Raw genomic sequence first — 17655 nt, 5'->3', positions numbered from 1 at the left:
ACGGACATGGCACGCGACAAGACCCGCATGAAGCGTAAAGAGCGCAAGAACATCGCCACTGGCGTTGCTCATGTGAATTCGAGCTTCAACAACACCAAGATCCTGATCTCCGATGTGCAGGGCAATGCGATTGCCTGGTCGTCGGCGGGAACGATGGGCTTCAAGGGTTCGCGCAAATCGACCCCCTATGCCGCGCAGATGGCCGCCGAGGATGCGGGTCGCAAGGCACAGGAACATGGCGTGAAAACGCTGGAAGTCGAAGTGCAGGGCCCGGGTTCGGGCCGTGAATCGGCGCTGCGTGCGCTGGCGGCTGTTGGTTTCAACATCACCGCCATCCGCGACGTGACCCCGATCGCCCATAACGGCTGCCGCCCGCCGAAACGCCGCCGGGTCTGATTTCAGTCCAGATTGACCGGATCGCGCACCCGTTTGCGCGGTTCGGGTTTTTCGCTTTCAACCTCGGGCGTTTCCGGCCTGGTCATGGGTCGGGGACAAGTATGGAGGCAAACCCATGATCCACAAGAACTGGGCCGAGCTTATCAAGCCTACCCAGCTGGTCGTCAAGCCGGGCGCGGATGCCACCCGCACCGCGACGCTGGTCGCCGAACCGCTGGAGCGGGGCTTTGGCCTGACGCTCGGCAATGCGCTGCGCCGGGTGCTGATGTCCTCGTTGCAGGGCGGCGCCATCACTTCGGTGCAGATCGACAACGTGCTGCACGAATTCAGCAGCGTGGCGGGCGTCCGCGAGGATGTGACCGACATCGTGCTGAACCTCAAGGGCGTCACGCTGAAAATGGACGTCGAAGGCCCGAAACGTCTGGCCCTGACCGCGAAAGGTCCGGGCGAGGTGAAGGCCAGCGACATTCAGGAAACCGCGGGCATCACCGTGCTGAACCGCGATCACGTCATCTGCCATCTGGATGACGGTGCGGATCTGAGCATGGAATTGACCGTCGCCACGGGCAAGGGCTATGTCGCCGCCGACAAGAACCGTCCCGAGGATGCGCCCATCGGGCTGATCCCGATCGACGCGATCTTCTCGCCGGTCAAGCGCGTCAGCTATGAGGTCACGCCGACCCGCGAAGGTCAGGTGCTGGACTATGACAAGCTGACGATGAAGATCGAAACCGACGGTTCGCTGACCCCGGAAGACGCCGTGGCTTATGCCGCGCGCATCGTTCAGGACCAGCTGTCGGTCTTCGTGAACTTCGACGAGCCGGAATCGGCCAACCGTCAGGACAGCGACGATGGTCTGGAATTCGACCCGCGTCTGCTGAAGAAGGTGGACGAACTGGAGCTGTCGGTCCGTTCGGCCAACTGCCTGAAGAACGACAACATCGTCTATATCGGCGATCTGATCCAGAAGACCGAGGCCGAGATGCTGCGGACCCCGAACTTCGGCCGCAAGTCCTTGAACGAGATCAAGGAAGTGCTGTCGGGCATGGGTCTGCATCTGGGCATGGATGTCGTCGACTGGCCGCCGGAAAACATCGAGGATCTGGCCAAGCGTTTCGACGACCAGTTCTGATCTGACAGGCGGGGAGGGGTGACCCTCCCTGTCATCCGGGCATTCCGCCCCAAGGAGAGTGGCCCGCACGCATGGGCCGCCGGACAAAGCAAAAGACGTAAACGGAGAATCATCATGCGTCACGCCCGTGGCTATCGCCGCCTCAACCGCACCCACGAACACCGCAAGGCGCTGTTCGCCAATATGGCCGGCTCTCTGATCGAGCATGAGCAGATCAAGACGACCCTGCCCAAGGCCAAGGAACTGCGCCCGATCGTTGAAAAGCTGATCACGCTGGCCAAGCGCGGCGATCTGCATGCGCGCCGTCAGGCCGATGCCCAACTGAAGCAGGACCTGCACGTTGCCAAACTGTTCGGCGTTCTGGGCGAGCGTTACAAGGAACGTCAGGGCGGATATGTCCGTATCCTGAAGGCCGGCTTCCGCTATGGTGATATGGCCCCGATGGCGATCATCGAACTGGTCGATCGCGATCCCGCCGCCAAGGGCGCTGCCGACCGCGCCCGCCTGGAAGATGAGGCCGAGAACGCAGATCAGGACTGATCGACGCCGCGCCTACCGAATCACCGTCCCCGCAATTCACTGGATTGCGGGGATTTTCCGTTCGGAAACAGGCATTTTGGGGCGATGACGGATTGTCGCGGGATTTTGGGCGTGGCCGGCCGACATCCATTTGTCTGCTCGAATCTGCGGATAGAGAGCTGAACCCTGTTGTTTTCTTTACCATTACCGGTTGCACATACCCCCTGTCGGCGCTTTCCCGCCGCAGGAATAAAACTTCCCCCAGACGTTAACGGTCTGGCAAGTAAATCATGCGACTACTATTTTAGCGGCGATGGTACCTTAAACAATTTGTATAAATGATCATGTCCTCACGCGCAGATGTAAATGCCGGGTTGCGGAAGCTGAGCAAGGTTGCGTCGGCCGGCTATTTCGTCGGTCTGCACATCCGTTTTGCCGCGCCGCTCATGCAATTTCAGACTTATCCCGAAGAATGGGCGGAACATTATTCGAACAATGGCTATGCTCTCCGCGATCCGACGATCGCCTGGGGCTTTTCGACCACTGGGGCCTGCCGCTGGTCCGCGCTGCCTATTCCCGATCCGTTCAACATTCTGAAGGAGGCAGCCAATCACGGCCTGACCTTCGGGCTGACCGTGTCCTACGGTCCGATCAATTCCCGCTCGATCGTCAGCTGTGCGCGTGCCGATCGCGAGTTCGAGGATGCCGAGATCGAAGAGATCTCGACCACAGTTCGTCGGCTTCACGAAATCACGGAGCCGCCGACGAGCCTGACAAAGGCTCAGAAAGAAGCCCTTCGGTGCATCGCGGAGGGCGATCGTCATGCAGCGGCAGCGGCCAAACTTGGCATTACCGAAAGCGCGTTCAAGGCAAGACTGATATCGGTCCGGGAAAGGCTGATGGCCCGAACCACCGCCGAGGCGCTGCAGAGGGCCAAGGAATATCGTCTGTTGTAGGAGGCATCGCCCAAGGGGTCCGTGAGGCAGTGAGGGGTCACCTCACACCCCAGGAGTAAAGTAACATGCAGACCACGACCCTTTCATTCGCGAACCTACATAACCACGGAGAGCTGTTCGCCAATCTGTTCCGGGCCCGGAAGCAAAGCTTCATCGTCCAGAAAAACTGGGACCTGCCCGAATCCGAGGATATGGAGTTCGACCAGTACGACACGCCGCAAAGCCGCTGGATCGCGATCCACGAGGTCGGAGAGGTTCTGGCCGGGTTCCGGCTGACGCCCACCACCGCGAAATGCGGGCTCTACAGCTATATGATCCGCGACGCGCAGCGGGGGGTTCTGGGCGGGTCGATCCCGCAGGACCTGCTGTATGAAGAGGCGCCGGTGGATGAAGGGGTCTGGGAATGTTCGCGGGTTTTCGTGAACCACGCCGTGCCGCAATCGGTTCGCCGCAAGGTGCATTTCAAGATGGTCGAGGCGATGACGGGCGCTGCACGCGAACTGGGCGCCACCAGGCTGATTGCGCTGACCGGGGCGACATGGCCGCGCTGGTATGGCCGCTGTGGTCTGCATGCCGAGGCGATCGGCCGGGTCATGTGGATCGATGACGGCAATTTCCAGTGCGTTTCGATCAATCTGGCGGACAAGCTGCATTAAGTCGCAATGACCGCTTCGGGGCTGTTCGGCCTGCCGTGCTGCGCCTAGAATGGCGTTGTCATGGCAGATCTGTTCGATACCAGCCCCGCAAACGAACCGGCGCCTCGTCCCGCGACGAGGCCTCTGGCCGACCGTATCCGCCCCGCATCGCTTGGCGATGTGATCGGGCAAGAGGCGATTCTGGGACAGGACGGCCCGCTTGGCTCGATGCTGGCGGCGGGCAGCCTGTCCTCGCTGATCCTGTGGGGGCCGCCCGGTGTGGGCAAGACCACCATCGCCCGGCTGCTGGCGGATGAGACCGATCTGGCCTTCGTGCAGATCAGCGCGATCTTCACCGGCGTGCCGGAGCTGCGCAAGGTGTTCGAGGCCGCAAAGCTGCGCCGCCAGCAGGGGCGCGGGACGCTGCTGTTCGTCGATGAGATCCACCGTTTCAACAAGGCGCAGCAGGACGGTTTCCTGCCGCATATGGAGGATGGCACCATCCTGCTGGTCGGCGCCACGACCGAAAATCCGTCATTCGAGTTGAACGCCGCGCTGATGTCGCGCGCGCAGGTTATCGTGTTGCAGCGGCTGGGGCTGACGGATCTGGAACTGCTGGCGCAGCGGGCCGAGCGCGAACTAGGCCGCAAGCTGCCGCTGACCGCGCAGGCACGAGAGGCGCTGCTGGAGATGGCCGATGGCGACGGCCGCGCGGCGCTGAACCTGATCGAGCAGGTGGCGGCGTGGAAAACCGATGCGCCCATCGACGCGCAGGCCATGGCGCAGCGCCTGATGCGCAGGGCGGCGAAATACGACAAGTCGGGGGATGAGCATTACAACCTGATCTCGGCCTTGCACAAATCGGTGCGCGGCAGCGACCCAGACGCGGCGCTTTACTGGTTTGGACGGATGCTGGAGGGGGGCGAGGATCCGCGCTATCTGGCGCGGCGCATCACCCGCATGGCCGTTGAGGATATCGGGCTGGCCGACCCGGGCGCGCAGCGTCATTGTCTGGATGCCTGGGCGATGTATGAGCGCCTTGGCAGCCCCGAGGGGGAACTGGCGCTGGCGCAGGCGGTGATCTATCTGGCGCTGGCGCCAAAATCGAACGCGGGTTACGTCGCCTATAAGGGCGCGCGGGCCGAGGCGCGGCGCACCGGCAGCCTGATGCCGCCCGCCCATATCCTGAACGCGCCGACGAAGATGATGAAGGAGCAGGGCTATGGCGCGGGCTATGCCTATGACCACGATGCCGAGGACGGGTTCAGCGGCCAGAACTATTTCCCCGAGGGCATGAAGCGTCCGGTTCTGTATGTCCCCGTCGAGCGTGGCTTTGAGCGGGAATTGAAGAAGCGCCTCGACTGGTTCGTGGCACAACGTCTGAAGCGCGGCGGTTGACTTTGCGCCCGCCGCGCCACAGTTACGCGCCATGATGAATCCATTCCTTCAGGTGGCGATTGGCGGGGCGTTCGGCTCGGTTGCGCGCTATGCGGTCTATCGGGCGATGCCGGTGGGCGCTTCGGGCTTTCCGGTGGCGACGATGGCCGTCAATGTGGCGGGCAGTTTCCTGATGGGGCTGCTGACCGCGCTGATGGCGCTGCGCTGGGGTCATGCCTATGCGCCGCTGCTGGCGACCGGCGTCCTTGGCGGGTTTACCACGTTTTCGGCCTTTTCGCTGGATGCCGCAACGCTGTGGGAACAGGGCCAGCCGGGGGCTGCGGGGATCTATGTTCTGGGGTCGGTCCTGCTGTGCCTGCTGGCCGTCGGGGCGGGACTGATCATCGGCAGGGGGATATGGGCATGAGCGGCGTTCAGGTGATCGTCATCGGCATGGACGAGGGCGAGCAGCGCCTTGATCGCTGGCTGAAGAAGCGTTTCCCGCAACTGACGCAGGGCGCGGTGGAAAAGCTGTGCCGCACCGGGCAGTTGCGCATCAATGGTGGCCGGGTCAAACCCGCGACCCGGATCGAGGCGGGGCAGGAAGTGCGCGTGCCGCCCTTGCCCGACGCCACCCCCGCCACGGCGCAGGCGCCCCGTCCGCGCATCGCCGAGAGCGATCAGCAGATGATCCAGCGCGCGGTGCTGTGGCGGGACGAACATATCATCGCGCTGAACAAGCCGCCGGGTCTGCCGTCGCAGGGCGGCAGCGGGCAGGGCAACCGCCATGTCGATGGGCTGGCCGAGGCGCTGAAATTCGGTTTCAAGGATCGGCCCAAGCTGGTTCATCGGCTGGACAAGGACACCTCTGGCGTGCTGCTGCTGGCCCGTACCGACCGCATCGCGCGCGCCCTGTCCGAGGCGTTCCGGTCCCGCGCCACCCGCAAGATCTATTGGGCCGCCGTCGCCGGCGTGCCCAATCCGCGCATGGGCACGATCCGCTTTGGTCTGGTCAAGGCACCGGGTCACGGGCGGGGCGGCGAGGGCGAGAAGATGCTGGCCGTCCACCCGCGCGACATCGACAGGACCGAGGGCGCCAAGCGCGCGACCACCGATTACGCGGTGCTGGACGCGCTGGGAACGCGGGCCAGCTGGTGCGCGCTGGTGCCGATCACCGGCCGCACCCATCAGCTGCGCGCCCATATGGCCGAGATGGGCCACCCGATCGTGGGCGACGGCAAATATGGTGGCTCGGGTCAGGAAAACCTTGGCGATGGCTGGGGCGCGCAGCTGGGCGGAGAGATCAGCCGCAAGCTGCATCTGCACGCTCGCAGCCTGTCCTTCGATCACCCGATCACCAAAAAGCGCGTCACCCTGACCGCGCCCTTGCCCGATCACATGCGGCGCACATGGCAATCGCTTGGCTGGCACGAGAACGACGTGCCCGACGATCCCTTTGCGGAGACTGAATGAAACTGATCGTTTTCGATGTCGATGGCACGCTGATCGACAGCCAGAACATGATCTGCGCCTCTATGGTGCAGGCCTTTGACGCGGCGGGGCAGTCCGCGCCGGAACGAGAGGCGATCCTGTCCATTGTCGGCTTGTCGCTGCCCGTCGCTGTGGCGCGGCTGGCCCCGGCGCTTGGCGCGGTCGAGCAGGACAGCATCGTCGCAGGCTATCGCGCGGCCTTCATCGCGGCGCGGACGGCGGGGCATTCGCCGCTGTATCAGGGCGCGCTGGAGTGTCTGGACGCGCTGGCCCGGCGCGACGACTGGCTGCTGAGCATCGCCACCGGCAAGGCACGGCGCGGGCTGGATGCGATGATCGCGGCGCATGGCTTGCAAGGCCGGTTCATCTGCACGCAGACCGCGGATGAACATCCGTCCAAGCCGCATCCGTCGATGTTGCAACGCATCCTGTCGCAGACCGGGATCGACGCGCGGGACGCGGTAATGATCGGCGACACGAGCTTTGACATCGAGATGGCGCAGGCGGCGGGCATGGCTGGTTTCGGCGTCGGTTGGGGCTATCACCCGCCGCAGATCCTGACGGACGCCGGGGCGTCGCTGGTGGCGGGCGATTTTCCCGCGCTGACCCGCGCGCTCGAGGAGTGGGCGCAATGAGCGAATGGAAGGCCCGGCGTTTCTGGAAACTGGCCTCGATCCGCAGAACGGCCGAGGGGTGGGAGGTCGTGCTGGACGACCGCCCCCTGCGCACGCCCGGCAAGCAACCGCTGATCCTGCCAACCGAGGCCCTTGCCAGCGCCATCGGCGCCGAATGGGATGCGCAGGCGGATGTGATCGACCCCGGCGCGATGCCGCTGACCCGGGCCGCGAACTCGGCCATCGAAAGGGTGCGTCCCAATACTGCCGCCGTGGCCGACATGCTGGCCGAATATGGCGGCACCGACCTGCTGTCCTATCGGGCAGAGCAGCCCGAGGAACTGGTGCAACGTCAGGCCGAAGCCTGGGATCCGCTGATCGACTGGGCCGCGACGGGCTTGCAGGCGCCGTTGCGGATCACCCACGGCATCCTGCCCGTGGCGCAGGATCCGGCGGTGCTGGCGCGGCTGCGCGGCCATCTGGACGGGCTGGACGAATTCGCGCTGACCGCGCTGCATGACCTTGTGACATTGCCCGGATCGTTGGTCATCGGGCTGGCCGTCCTGCATCAGCGCATCGACGCGGACGAGGCCTTCCGGCTGTCGCGCATCGACGAGACATTCCAGGCCGAACGCTGGGGCAGCGACGAAGAGGCTGAAGAGGCCGCCGCGAATCGCCGCCATGCCATGCTGACCGCGGCGCGGTTCCGCAGCCTGTCGCGCGCCGGTTGAACGACCACCGTTGCCGGGCTTTTACTTGACGTGTCAGGGGCGATCGGCACATTGTTGCCTATTGGACCCGCAACCCCAAACAGGCAGGTCCGACCTGAACGGGGCGGGAGCATTGCCCTGATGCGCCGGTTTCGGCAACCGGACCGGCGATCCAACAATGAGGTAGATATGAACCACTCGGTATTTCTGGGCACCGCCATTGCCGCCAGTCTGGTGGCGGGGATGGGTATGGCCGACACGCTGGACGATGTGAAGGCTCGGGGAGAGCTGAACTGCGGCGTCAATACCGGCCTTGTCGGCTTTTCCGCGCCCGATGCCAATGGCAACTGGACGGGCTTCGATGTCGCGATCTGCAAGGCCGTGGCGGCCGCCGTTCTGGGTGATGCGACCAAGGTGAAATTCGTGCCGACCACCGGTCAGACGCGCTTTACCGCGCTGTCCTCGGGCGAGGTCGATCTGCTGGCGCGCAACTCGACCTGGTCCTTCTCGCGCGATACCGATCTGAGGCTCGATTTCGTGGGCGTCAATTATTATGACGGTCAGGGCTTCATGGTGCGCAAGGATCTGGGCGTGACCTCGGCCAAGGAACTGGAAGGCGCGACGATCTGCATCCAGACCGGCACCACGACCGAGCTGAATCTGGCCGATTACTTCAAGTCCAACAACATGGATTATCAGCCGGTCAGCATCGACAGCAATGCCGAGGGTGAACAGCAATACATGGCCGGGGCCTGCGATGCCTATACGACCGACGCATCCGGGCTTGCGGCGACCCGTGCGGCATTCGCCGATCCCGAAAACCACATCATCCTGCCCGAGATCATCTCGAAAGAGCCGCTTGGCCCCGCCGTGCGTCATGGCGACAACAACTGGGGCGATGTCGTGCGCTGGACGCTTTATGCGCTGATCGCAGCCGAGGAATATGGCGTGACCTCGAAAAACATCGAGGAACTGACCAAATCCTCGCAGAACCCCGAAGTGCAGCGCCTGCTGGGCGTGACCGACAATCTGGGCGCGATGATCGGGCTGGATGCCGAATGGGCGAAACGCGCCATTCTGGCCGGCGGCAACTATGGCGAGATCTTCGCCGCCAATATCGGCGAACAGACCCCGATCGGGCTGGCACGTGGCCTGAACGCGCAATGGACGCAGGGCGGGTTGATGTACGCGATGCCGTTCCGGTGATCCGGTCGGACCGGTGATCCCATCGGGCCGGTGATCCTGCCCGAAACCCTCGACACTGCCGAAGGCGCGGCGCCGCCCTGCCTTCGGTCCAAAGATAAAAAGCCGGGCCTTCCTCCCAGAGGGCTGAAACACAGGCGACAACAGGGGAAAAACAATGACAGATGTCACGGCATCGGTGGACCCACCGTTCCGTCTGAGCATGCTGATCTATGACCGTCGATACCGGTCGCTGACATTTCAGGTCATCGTGTTCATTCTGGTCATGGCCGCAGCATGGTGGCTGGTGAACAACACCATCCGGAACCTTGCGGTTCTTGGCAAGGATTTCAATTTCGGCTTTCTTTTCCAGCGCGCGGGCTATGACATTCCGCAGACCGCGATACCCTATACATCCGACGACACCCATTTGCGGGCCACCTTTGTCGGCCTGCTGAACACCATCATCATTTCCGTTCTGGGCTGCGTCGCGGCGACCTTTCTGGGCGTTGCCGTCGGCGTCGCGCGGCTGTCGAAGAACTGGCTGTTCGCGCGGCTGATGACCGTCTATGTCGAGGCGTTCCGCAATGTGCCGCTGCTGCTGTGGATCCTGATCCTCTATGCGGTCTTTACCGAGGTCATGCCGCCGCCCAACGCCTATCGCGGCGACGATCCCGCCGCCTCGATGATCTTTTTCGACAATGTGGCGCTGACCAACCGCTATACCGCGATCCCGGGCCTGGGCATGACCAACGATCCCGGGGTGCTGGATCTGGGCGCGCGGATCACCATCAGCTGGGCCACCATCGCCTTTGTCGTCGTGCTGGTGGGCGGCTGGTTCATCCGCCGTGCGATCCTGAAACACGCGCAGGCGGTGCAGGACCGCACCGGCCTGCGTCCGAAAACGTGGTGGAAGAACCTTGCGGTGATGGTGCTGCCGTCGCTGCTGCTGATCTTCTGGTTCGGCCTGCATCTTGAGCCGCCATCGTTGCAAGGCTTCAACTTTACCGGCGGCGTCAATGTGCAGAACTCATTCGTGGCGCTTTGGCTGGCGCTGACATTATATACCGGCGCCTTCATCGCCGAGATCGTCCGCGCCGGGATTCTGGCCGTCAGCCACGGTCAGAGCGAGGCCGCATTCGCGCTTGGCCTGCGCCCCCGCCGCACCATGTCGCTGGTGATTCTGCCACAGGCGCTGCGGGTGATCATTCCGCCGCTGATCTCGCAATATCTGAACCTGACCAAGAACAGCTCTTTGGCGATCGCGGTGGGCTATATGGACCTGCGCGGCACGCTTGGCGGCACGACGCTGAACCAGACCGGACGAGAGCTGGAGGCCATCGTGCTGATGATGGGCATCTATCTGGTGCTCAGCCTGCTGATCTCGGCCGGGATGAACATCTTCAATGCGCGCGTCAAGCTGAAGGAGCGGTGAGATGAGCGAGACCCATGCCCAAACCGTCGCCTTTGTCCGCGACACCATGCTGCCGCCCGCGCCACCCCCCATCGCCGAAGCCGGGGTGGTGAAATGGCTGCGCGAAAACCTGTTCTCGGGGCCGGTCAATACCGTGCTGACCCTGCTGGCGCTGGCCATCGTCTGGTTCATGCTGCGCCATTTCGGGGATTGGTTCAGTCACAGTGTCTGGAATGCCGACAGCCTCAGCCAATGCCGCCAGATCATCGCCGAAACCTGGGGCGAGGGTCAGCGCGGCGCCTGTTTCGCCGTTATCCGCGAACGCTGGAACCAGTATATGTTCGGCTTCTATCCACCTGCGCTGTACTGGCGCCCGACGATGGGTTTCGGGTTGCTGTTCGTGGCGCTGGCGCCGGTGCTGTTTTCCGAATCACAAAAGATCCGCCGCACGGTGCTGATCGTCACCACGGTGCTGACCCTGTGGATGATGCTGCGGCTGAACGCGCCGGGCGCATGGATGATCTTTGCCGCCGTCGTGTTTCTGGGCGGGCTGTTGATATCCGAGCGCAATGTCAGCTGGCTGCTGATCTTCTCGGTGCTGTATCCCTTCCTTGGGGTCTGGTTTTTGTGGGGCGGTTCGCTGTGGTCGCCGATCATGGCGCTGGCCGGGCCGTTGCTGGGCCTGTTGGCTTGGCGGCTGGTGGCCCGTTTCATCCCGCTGCTGGCGCCGGTGGCGGGCGCGGTGGTGACCTTCGGCTGGTGGTTGCTCTACAGCGCCCGCGCAGCGCGGGATGCCGAAAACCTGCTGTCCTTCGCCATTCCCTTCGTGCGTTCGGACCAGTTCGGCGGCTTTCTTCTGTCGATCACCATCGGGCTGGCGGGCATCGCCATGTCGCTGCCTCTGGGGATCATTCTGGCGCTGGCGCGGCGTTCGGACATGTTCCTTGTCAAGTCGCTGGCGGTGATGTTCATCGAGTTCATCCGTGGTGTGCCGCTGATCACGCTGCTGTTCGTGGCGTCCTTGCTGCTGAACTATTTTCTGCCGCCGGGGACGAATTTCGACATCATCCTGCGGGTCATCATCATGGTGACGATCTTTGCCGCCGCCTATATGGCCGAGGTGATCCGGGGCGGGCTGGCCGCGTTGCCGCGCGGGCAATACGAGGCGGCCGATTCGCTGGGGCTGGATTACTGGAAGGCGCAGCGGCTGATCATCCTGCCGCAGGCGCTGAAGATCAGCATTCCGGGCATCGTCTCGACCTTCATCGGCATGTTCAAGGATACGACGCTGGTGACCTTCGTCGGCCTCTATGATCCGCTGAAATCCATGTCCGACGCGGTTCGCGCCAGTGTGTCCTGGAAGGGCATCTATTGGGAGCCCTATATCTTCGTCGGCGTGATCTTCTTCATCATCTGCTTCGGCATGTCGCGATACTCGATGTATCTCGAACGCCGGCTGGCCCGTGACCACAGATAGGAGGCCGTAATGAGCGAGCCCATTACCCGCGAGATCGACCGCAGTCAGATGCAGATCAGCGACGAGGTGGCGATCGAGATCCACAAGATGAACAAGTGGTATGGCACCTTTCACGTGCTGCGCGACATCGACCTGACCGTGCATCGCGGAGAGCGGATCGTGATCGCCGGTCCTTCGGGATCGGGGAAATCGACGCTGATCCGCTGCATCAACCGGCTGGAAGAGCATCAGGCCGGGCGGATCGTCGTCGATGGTGTGGAACTGACCAGCGATATCAAGAATATCGACAAGGTCCGCTCGGAAGTCGGGATGGTGTTTCAGCATTTCAACCTGTTCCCGCATCTGACTGTGCTGGAAAACTGCACGCTGGCGCCGATCTGGGTGCGCAAGATCCCGAGGAAGCAGGCCGAGGCGACGGCGATGCGCTATCTGGAGAAGGTCAAGATCCCCGATCAGGCGCTGAAATATCCCGGCCAGCTGTCAGGCGGTCAGCAGCAACGCGTCGCCATCGCGCGGTCACTGTGCATGCAGCCCCGGATCATGCTGTTCGACGAGCCGACCTCGGCGCTGGACCCCGAGATGATCAAGGAAGTGCTGGATACGATGATCGAGCTGGCCGAAGAAGGGATGACCATGCTGTGCGTGACCCACGAGATGGGATTCGCGCAGGCGGTGGCGAACCGGGTGATCTTCATGGATCAGGGCCAGATCGTCGAGCAGAACAACCCGCACGATTTCTTTCACAACCCGCGATCCGAGCGGACCAAGCTGTTTCTCAGCCAGATTCTGGGGCATTGAGCGGCAAACCCCGGGGGCTTCGCGCCCCCGGACCCCCGCGAGGTATTTGAAAGGAGTGCGAGGGGATCTAGTCCCGGCCGTCGATGCGGACGAAATCCATCACGCTGCCAAGGCCCGGTGCGATCTGGGACCAGTTGTCCACCTGAAAGTCCACGACCAGTGTGGCGGCGGTGGGATAGCGGCGGAAATCGGGGTCGAGCGGCACGCGCGCGGGCAGCATCGCCGCGAATTCGGCGATGCCCGGATTGTGGCCCAGCATCATCACCGTCGGATGCGAGGCCGTTTTCAGGATCATCAGCATCTTTTCCGGGCTGGCGTGATAGAGGCCGGGTTCCAGCCGCAGCAGCGGGCGCACCTCGAGCGGGGCGCCGGCGACCATCGCCCATGTTTCCTGCGTGCGGCGCGAGGAAGAGCACAGCACTTCTTCGGGTTCATAGCCGCGCGATGCCATCCAGTCTCCCAGCTCTCGTGCCGCGCGGCGGCCGCGCGCGTTCAGCGGGCGGTCGTGATCTGCCAGCGTCGGATCGTCCCATGCCGATTTGGCATGACGGGTCAGGATCAGGCGGCGATGTCCGAGTGGGGTCATGTGGGTTTGCCCTATTTGCCAAGCCGGTTGGCGGAAGCCTGCCACAGCGCCTGCCATAAGGGCAAGCACCCTTGGATCGCCGCTGGACGATCTGTCCTAGAGGCCGGTTTCGCCCTGACGCAATCCGTGGGGTTTCACGCGCGGTTCGGTCGAGCGGATCAGGCTGCCCGCGCCGTGTTCGGTGAACAGTTCCAGCAGGCAGGCATGGGGCACACGACCGTCGAGGATGACCACGGCGCGGACGCCTTCGTCGATCGCCTTCAGGGCGGTTTCGGTCTTGGGGATCATGCCGCCCGCGATGGTGCCGTCGGCGATCATCGAGCGGACCTGACCGGGGTGAAGCTGGGTCAGCACCTCGCCCGAGGCGTCCTTGACACCGGCGACATCGGTCAGCAGCAGCAACCGGTCGGCCTGCAGCGCGCCGGCGATGGCGCCGGCGGCGGTGTCGCCATTGACGTTGAAGGTCTCGTTATCCGCCATCCCCGTCGCGACCGGGGCGATGACCGGGATCATGCCGGCGCCGTAGAGGTCGCGGATGATCTGGACGTTCATTTCAACGGGGCGGCCGACAAAGCCCAGTTCGGGGTCGTCGGCCTCGCACACCATCATGTCGTCGTCCTTGCCGCTGATGCCGACCGCGCGCCCGCCCGCGTCGTTGATGGCCTGCACGATGCGCTTGTTGACAAGACCGGACAGCACCATCTCGACCACTTCGACGGTTTCCTTGGTGGTCACCCGTTTGCCGCGCACGAATGTGCTTTCGATGCCCAGTTTGGCCAGCATCTCGTTGATCATCGGGCCGCCGCCGTGGCAGACGATGGGGTTCATGCCGACCTGTTTCATCAGCACGAGGTCGCGGGCGAATTCGGCCATCGCCTCGTCATCGCCCATCGCGTTGCCGCCGAATTTGACCACGACGACCGCATCGGAATAGCGTTGCAGATAGGGCAGGGCTTCCGACAGGGTACGAGCGGTGGCGATCCAGTCCCGGTTCATCTTCTGCTTTCTCATGTTGAGGCCCTTATGCGACATGGCGACCCTAGAGCCGGTGCGTGGCAGCGTCCAGCCGCCGTCAGTCGAGATTGGCGATGATCGCGCGCAGGGTGGCGATACCCTGACCCTTGTCCGAAGAAGTGACGATCAGCTGCGGAAAGGCGGCGGGGTGCTTCTGCAATTCGGTCTCGACCTGCGCCAGAACGGGCTGCATCGCGTTGGGGCCCAGCTTGTCGGCCTTGGTCATGACCACCTGGAACGGCACGGCAGAGCGGTCCAGCAGCGTCATGATCTCGTGGTCCACGGGTTTGACGCCGTGGCGCGAATCAATCAGGCAGAAGGCGCGGCGCAGGGTCTGGCGCCCGGCCAGATAGGATTTCAGCAGCGCCTGCCATTTCGCCACCACGGCGACCGGCGCCTTGGCGAAACCATAGCCGGGCAGATCGACCAGATAGGCCTGATCGCCAAGCGCGAAATAGTTGATTTCCTGCGTGCGGCCCGGCGTGTTCGATGCGCGGGCCAGCCCCTTACGACCGGTTAGAGCGTTGATAAGGCTTGACTTTCCGACATTGCTGCGACCCGCGAAACAGACCTCGGGGCGGTCGGCGCCGGGCAGGCCGTCCATGGCGACCACGCCCTTGACGAAATCGACCGGCCCGGCGAACAGCTGGCGCGCGGCCTCGGCGGTATCGGGGTCGGGATCGGGGGCAGTGGGGAAGGCGACCTTCATGATTGCACCTTGTCTCCGATGGTGATGGCGCCGCCGGTGACCACTTCGGCGAAGATGCCGAAATTGGTATCGCCGTAATGCCGTTTCAGCGTGTCCAGCATGTCGATGTCGCGCTGACCGCTGCCGGTATTGGCGCTGGTCGCCTCGCAACGGCCGATATGGTCGGTGACGCGCAGCTCGACCGGGCCGATATGGAAGGTGTGGCCGATCAGATCACGCTCGGCAAAAGGTTCCCAGCCGTCGATCCACAGATTGCCGCGCCAGCGGTCGAGGCCGAGGCTTTGGCCGCTGCGCTGTTCCAGATCGGCCAGGCTGTTCAGCGACAGGATCGACAGCCAGGGCCATTTCTGGTCGGTCCAGATCGCCGCGCCATGCAGCAGGCGCGTGGGCGCGGGCGCATCGGCGGGCCACAGCGGGCGCAGCCAGTCCAGCAGCGCATCGCCGTCGCTTTGCGGGTCGAATGACAGTTCGGGCCGGTCGGGATGGCTCAGCACGATCCGGTCACCCTGCCAGCCGCCGCTGACCGCCTGAAGCGGGAATGAGGCGACGCCGCGCAGGAAACATGTTTTGGGCAGCCAGCGTTGCGGATCCGTGGCGTGACGCTCTCCGGTTTCGGTCAGGACGGCCCATTCGCGATCGCCGGGCAGGCGGCGACCGGGGGACAGCGTGACGCTGGCCAGCCCCTCGCCCCCGATCGACTTGATCGGGTGGCGGTGGATATGGGCCAGCGTGGCGGTCACTTGCCCTTACCCTCGCCCTTGTCCTGTGCGGATTTGCGCGAACGGGCGGGCAGCGAGGACCGGATATTGCCGAACAGGTCGGGCCGGTGGCCGTGCATCGACATGATCGTATATTGCTGGCCGATGGTGATCACGTTGTTGGTGATCCAGTACAGCACCAGCCCCGAGGCGAAACCGCCCAGCATGAACATGAAGATCCACGGCATCCAGGCGAAGATCATCTTCTGTGCCGGATCGGTGGGCGCCGGGTTCAGCTTTTGCTGCACCCACATGCTGATGCCCAGGGCGATGGCCAGAACCGGCAGCGACAGCGAATGCAGCAGCGTGCCCTGCGCCGGCGCGGCGAATGGCAGCAGCCCGAACAGGTTCAGCAGGCTGGAGGGGTCGGGCGCGGCAAGGTCGCGGATCCAGCCGACCCAGGGCGCGTGTCGCAATTCGATGGTGACGAAGATCACCTTGTACAGGGCAAAGAAGATCGGGATTTGCAGCAGCACTGGCAGACAGCCGGCGGCGGGGTTCACCTTCTCGCGCTTGTACAGTTCCATCATCTCTTTCTGGAACTTTGCGCGGTCGTCGCCGGTACGCTCTTTCAACTGCTCCATCTGCGGCTGCAATTCCTTCATCTTGGCCATCGAGATGTAGGATTTGCGTGCCAGCGGGAAGACCAGCAGCTTGAGAATGAAGGTCAGCGCGATGATCGACCAGCCCATATTGCCGATCATGCCATGCAGCCAGTGCAGCAGGCGGAAGATCGGTTTGGTCAGGAAATGGAACCAGCCCCAGTCGATCGAATCGACGAATCGCTGGATGCCGGGGGCCTCCTGATAGTCGTTGATGACCTCCCACACCTTGGCGCCGGCGAACAGATAGCCGCTGGATGTATGCTCGCCGCCCGCGGGCACGGTCTGCATCGGATAACGCGCCTCGGTCTGATAGATGTCGGCACTGTCGGCGTATTTGATAACGGCGGTAAAGGCCTGACCGGGCGCGGGTGCCAGCGTCGTCATCCAGTATTTATCGGTAAATCCGATCCAGCCATTGGCGTCGATATTCAGGATCTCGGCGCGGCCTTCGCGGTCCACGGGGTCCAGATCGGCGATCTTCTTGTATTTCAGCTCGACCAGTTGACCATCCTGCATACCGACGGCGCCTTCATGCAGCACAAAGAAGTTCTGCGTGTCGGGCTGGCCATGACGGGCGATGATGCCATAGGGGGCTGCGACGAAGGGGGCGTCGGAATTGTTGGACACGCTTTGCGAGACGGTGAACAGGTAATGCTCGTCCAGCTCGAAGGTGCGGCGGAAGACCTGACCGGCGCCGTTGTCCCAGATCAGCGTGACCGGCTGGCCCGGCGCAAGGGTTTCGCCCGATTCAAGCGTCCAGAGGGTCGAGGGGCCGGGCACCAGCGACGGATCGACACCGGCACCGGGCGTCCAGCCATAGACCGCATAATAGGGTTTCGACCCGGCGCTGTCGATTGCGGGTTCGGCGGTGGCGGAAGAGGGCGCCAGAAGCCGCACGGCGGACGAACCGGCGTCGAGGGTTTCCTTGTATTGCGTCAGTTGCAGATCGTCGATCCGCCCACCGGCCAGCGAGATCGACCCCGCCAGCGACGGCGATTCGATGTTGACGCGGGCGGCACGCGGGGTCTCGGCCTCGCTGTCGCCCAGATCCGCGCCGCCATTGGTTGCGGTGCCGGGCGGGACGGCGGCCCCGTCCTCGGTCTGGGTGATCGCGGGCTGATCGGGCCGTTGCTCGACCGGTTCCGGTGCGAATACGGTGTACCAGACCAGGATCACCAGAAACGACAGCACCGTCGCCAGGATGAGATTGCGGTTGTTGTCGTTCATTCCGTTTCCACCGTGCTTCCGCGTCAGTCGCGCCGGTTCAACAGAAGGGGCCATC

The 17655-nt window shown here is 63.6% G+C and carries 19 protein-coding genes; 14 read left to right on the top strand and 5 right to left on the bottom strand.

The annotated features are described in order from the left end of the window. Nucleotides 1-6 precede the first annotated feature (6 nt). The 14 genes from rpsK to JHW40_RS01485 all read left to right on the top strand — a co-directional run bounded on the left by rpsK (nucleotide 7) and on the right by JHW40_RS01485 (nucleotide 12701). The gene (rpsK, locus tag JHW40_RS01550) at nucleotides 7-396 is read left to right on the top strand and encodes a 30S ribosomal protein S11 (protein WP_090616034.1); all 390 of its coding nucleotides are present in this window, start codon (nucleotides 7-9) and stop codon (nucleotides 394-396) included. A gap of 115 nt (nucleotides 397-511) precedes the next feature. Beyond that, nucleotides 512-1528: a DNA-directed RNA polymerase subunit alpha gene (locus tag JHW40_RS01545; protein WP_090616036.1), complete on the top strand. Its 1017-nt coding sequence runs from the start codon at nucleotides 512-514 to the stop codon at nucleotides 1526-1528. A 114-nt stretch (nucleotides 1529-1642) separates the two neighbouring features. Then, nucleotides 1643-2068, top strand: a complete 426-nt coding sequence (gene rplQ / locus JHW40_RS01540; RefSeq protein ID WP_090616038.1) for a 50S ribosomal protein L17 — start codon at nucleotides 1643-1645, stop codon at nucleotides 2066-2068. A gap of 323 nt (nucleotides 2069-2391) precedes the next feature. Further along, nucleotides 2392-3003: a helix-turn-helix transcriptional regulator gene (locus tag JHW40_RS01535; protein ID WP_090616129.1), complete on the top strand. Its 612-nt coding sequence runs from the start codon at nucleotides 2392-2394 to the stop codon at nucleotides 3001-3003. A 65-nt stretch (nucleotides 3004-3068) separates the two neighbouring features. After that, a complete protein-coding gene (locus tag JHW40_RS01530) occupies nucleotides 3069-3659 on the top strand; it encodes an acyl-homoserine-lactone synthase (RefSeq protein WP_090616040.1) in 591 nt (196 codons plus the stop codon). Nucleotides 3660-3719: 60 nt separating this feature from the next. After that, nucleotides 3720-5036 (top strand): replication-associated recombination protein A, encoded by a 1317-nt coding sequence (locus JHW40_RS01525; protein WP_090616044.1) that lies wholly within the window; start codon nucleotides 3720-3722, stop codon nucleotides 5034-5036. A 31-nt stretch (nucleotides 5037-5067) separates the two neighbouring features. Beyond that, nucleotides 5068-5442, top strand: a complete 375-nt coding sequence (gene crcB, locus JHW40_RS01520) for a fluoride efflux transporter CrcB (RefSeq protein ID WP_090616047.1) — start codon at nucleotides 5068-5070, stop codon at nucleotides 5440-5442. Then, nucleotides 5439-6488, top strand: coding sequence for an RluA family pseudouridine synthase (locus JHW40_RS01515; protein WP_090616050.1), 1050 nt, complete (start codon nucleotides 5439-5441; stop codon nucleotides 6486-6488). The genes crcB and JHW40_RS01515 overlap by 4 nt, the downstream gene beginning before the upstream one ends. Further along, complete coding sequence (locus JHW40_RS01510; protein WP_090616052.1) at nucleotides 6485-7141, top strand: HAD-IA family hydrolase; 657 nt, start codon at nucleotides 6485-6487, stop codon at nucleotides 7139-7141. Before JHW40_RS01515 ends, JHW40_RS01510 begins: the two co-directional genes overlap by 4 nt. Beyond that, a complete protein-coding gene (locus tag JHW40_RS01505) occupies nucleotides 7138-7851 on the top strand; it encodes an ATP12 family chaperone protein (protein ID WP_090616057.1) in 714 nt (237 codons plus the stop codon). Before JHW40_RS01510 ends, JHW40_RS01505 begins: the two co-directional genes overlap by 4 nt. Nucleotides 7852-8019: 168 nt before the next feature. Next, nucleotides 8020-9036, top strand: coding sequence for an amino acid ABC transporter substrate-binding protein (locus JHW40_RS01500; RefSeq protein WP_090616060.1), 1017 nt, complete (start codon nucleotides 8020-8022; stop codon nucleotides 9034-9036). 154 nt (nucleotides 9037-9190) lie between these two features. After that, a complete protein-coding gene (locus JHW40_RS01495) occupies nucleotides 9191-10447 on the top strand; it encodes an amino acid ABC transporter permease (RefSeq protein ID WP_090616063.1) in 1257 nt (418 codons plus the stop codon). Nucleotide 10448: 1 nt separating this feature from the next. After that, on the top strand, nucleotides 10449-11903 hold the full coding sequence (locus tag JHW40_RS01490) for an amino acid ABC transporter permease (RefSeq protein WP_090616066.1): 1455 nt from the start codon (nucleotides 10449-10451) through the stop codon (nucleotides 11901-11903). Nucleotides 11904-11912: 9 nt separating this feature from the next. Continuing rightward, nucleotides 11913-12701 (top strand): amino acid ABC transporter ATP-binding protein, encoded by a 789-nt coding sequence (locus tag JHW40_RS01485; protein ID WP_090616070.1) that lies wholly within the window; start codon nucleotides 11913-11915, stop codon nucleotides 12699-12701. Between the two features lie 67 nt (nucleotides 12702-12768). Here the strand turns inward: JHW40_RS01485 and JHW40_RS01480 are convergent, their stop codons facing one another. The 5 genes from JHW40_RS01480 to yidC form a co-directional block, all read right to left on the bottom strand. Then, entirely contained in the window at nucleotides 12769-13287 is a 519-nt protein-coding gene (locus JHW40_RS01480) for a SixA phosphatase family protein (protein ID WP_090616073.1), read from the bottom strand. 96 nt (nucleotides 13288-13383) lie between these two features. Then, a complete protein-coding gene (gene argB, locus JHW40_RS01475) occupies nucleotides 13384-14283 on the bottom strand; it encodes an acetylglutamate kinase (protein WP_090616076.1) in 900 nt (299 codons plus the stop codon). 76 nt (nucleotides 14284-14359) lie between these two features. Next, complete coding sequence (gene yihA, locus JHW40_RS01470) at nucleotides 14360-15010, bottom strand: ribosome biogenesis GTP-binding protein YihA/YsxC (protein WP_090616080.1); 651 nt, start codon at nucleotides 15008-15010, stop codon at nucleotides 14360-14362. Further along, nucleotides 15007-15750 (bottom strand): MOSC domain-containing protein, encoded by a 744-nt coding sequence (locus tag JHW40_RS01465; protein ID WP_090616083.1) that lies wholly within the window; start codon nucleotides 15748-15750, stop codon nucleotides 15007-15009. Before JHW40_RS01465 ends, yihA begins: the two co-directional genes overlap by 4 nt. Next, the gene (gene yidC, locus JHW40_RS01460) at nucleotides 15747-17600 is read right to left on the bottom strand and encodes a membrane protein insertase YidC (protein WP_090616086.1); all 1854 of its coding nucleotides are present in this window, start codon (nucleotides 17598-17600) and stop codon (nucleotides 15747-15749) included. Before yidC ends, JHW40_RS01465 begins: the two co-directional genes overlap by 4 nt. Between the last annotated feature and the right edge of the window lie 55 nt (nucleotides 17601-17655).

The organism is Paracoccus alcaliphilus (assembly GCF_028553725.1).
GTDB classification, from domain to species: domain Bacteria; phylum Pseudomonadota; class Alphaproteobacteria; order Rhodobacterales; family Rhodobacteraceae; genus Paracoccus; species Paracoccus alcaliphilus.
The sequence above is the reverse complement of the archived record's forward strand: the minus strand, read 5'-3'. Positions and strand labels throughout refer to the sequence as shown.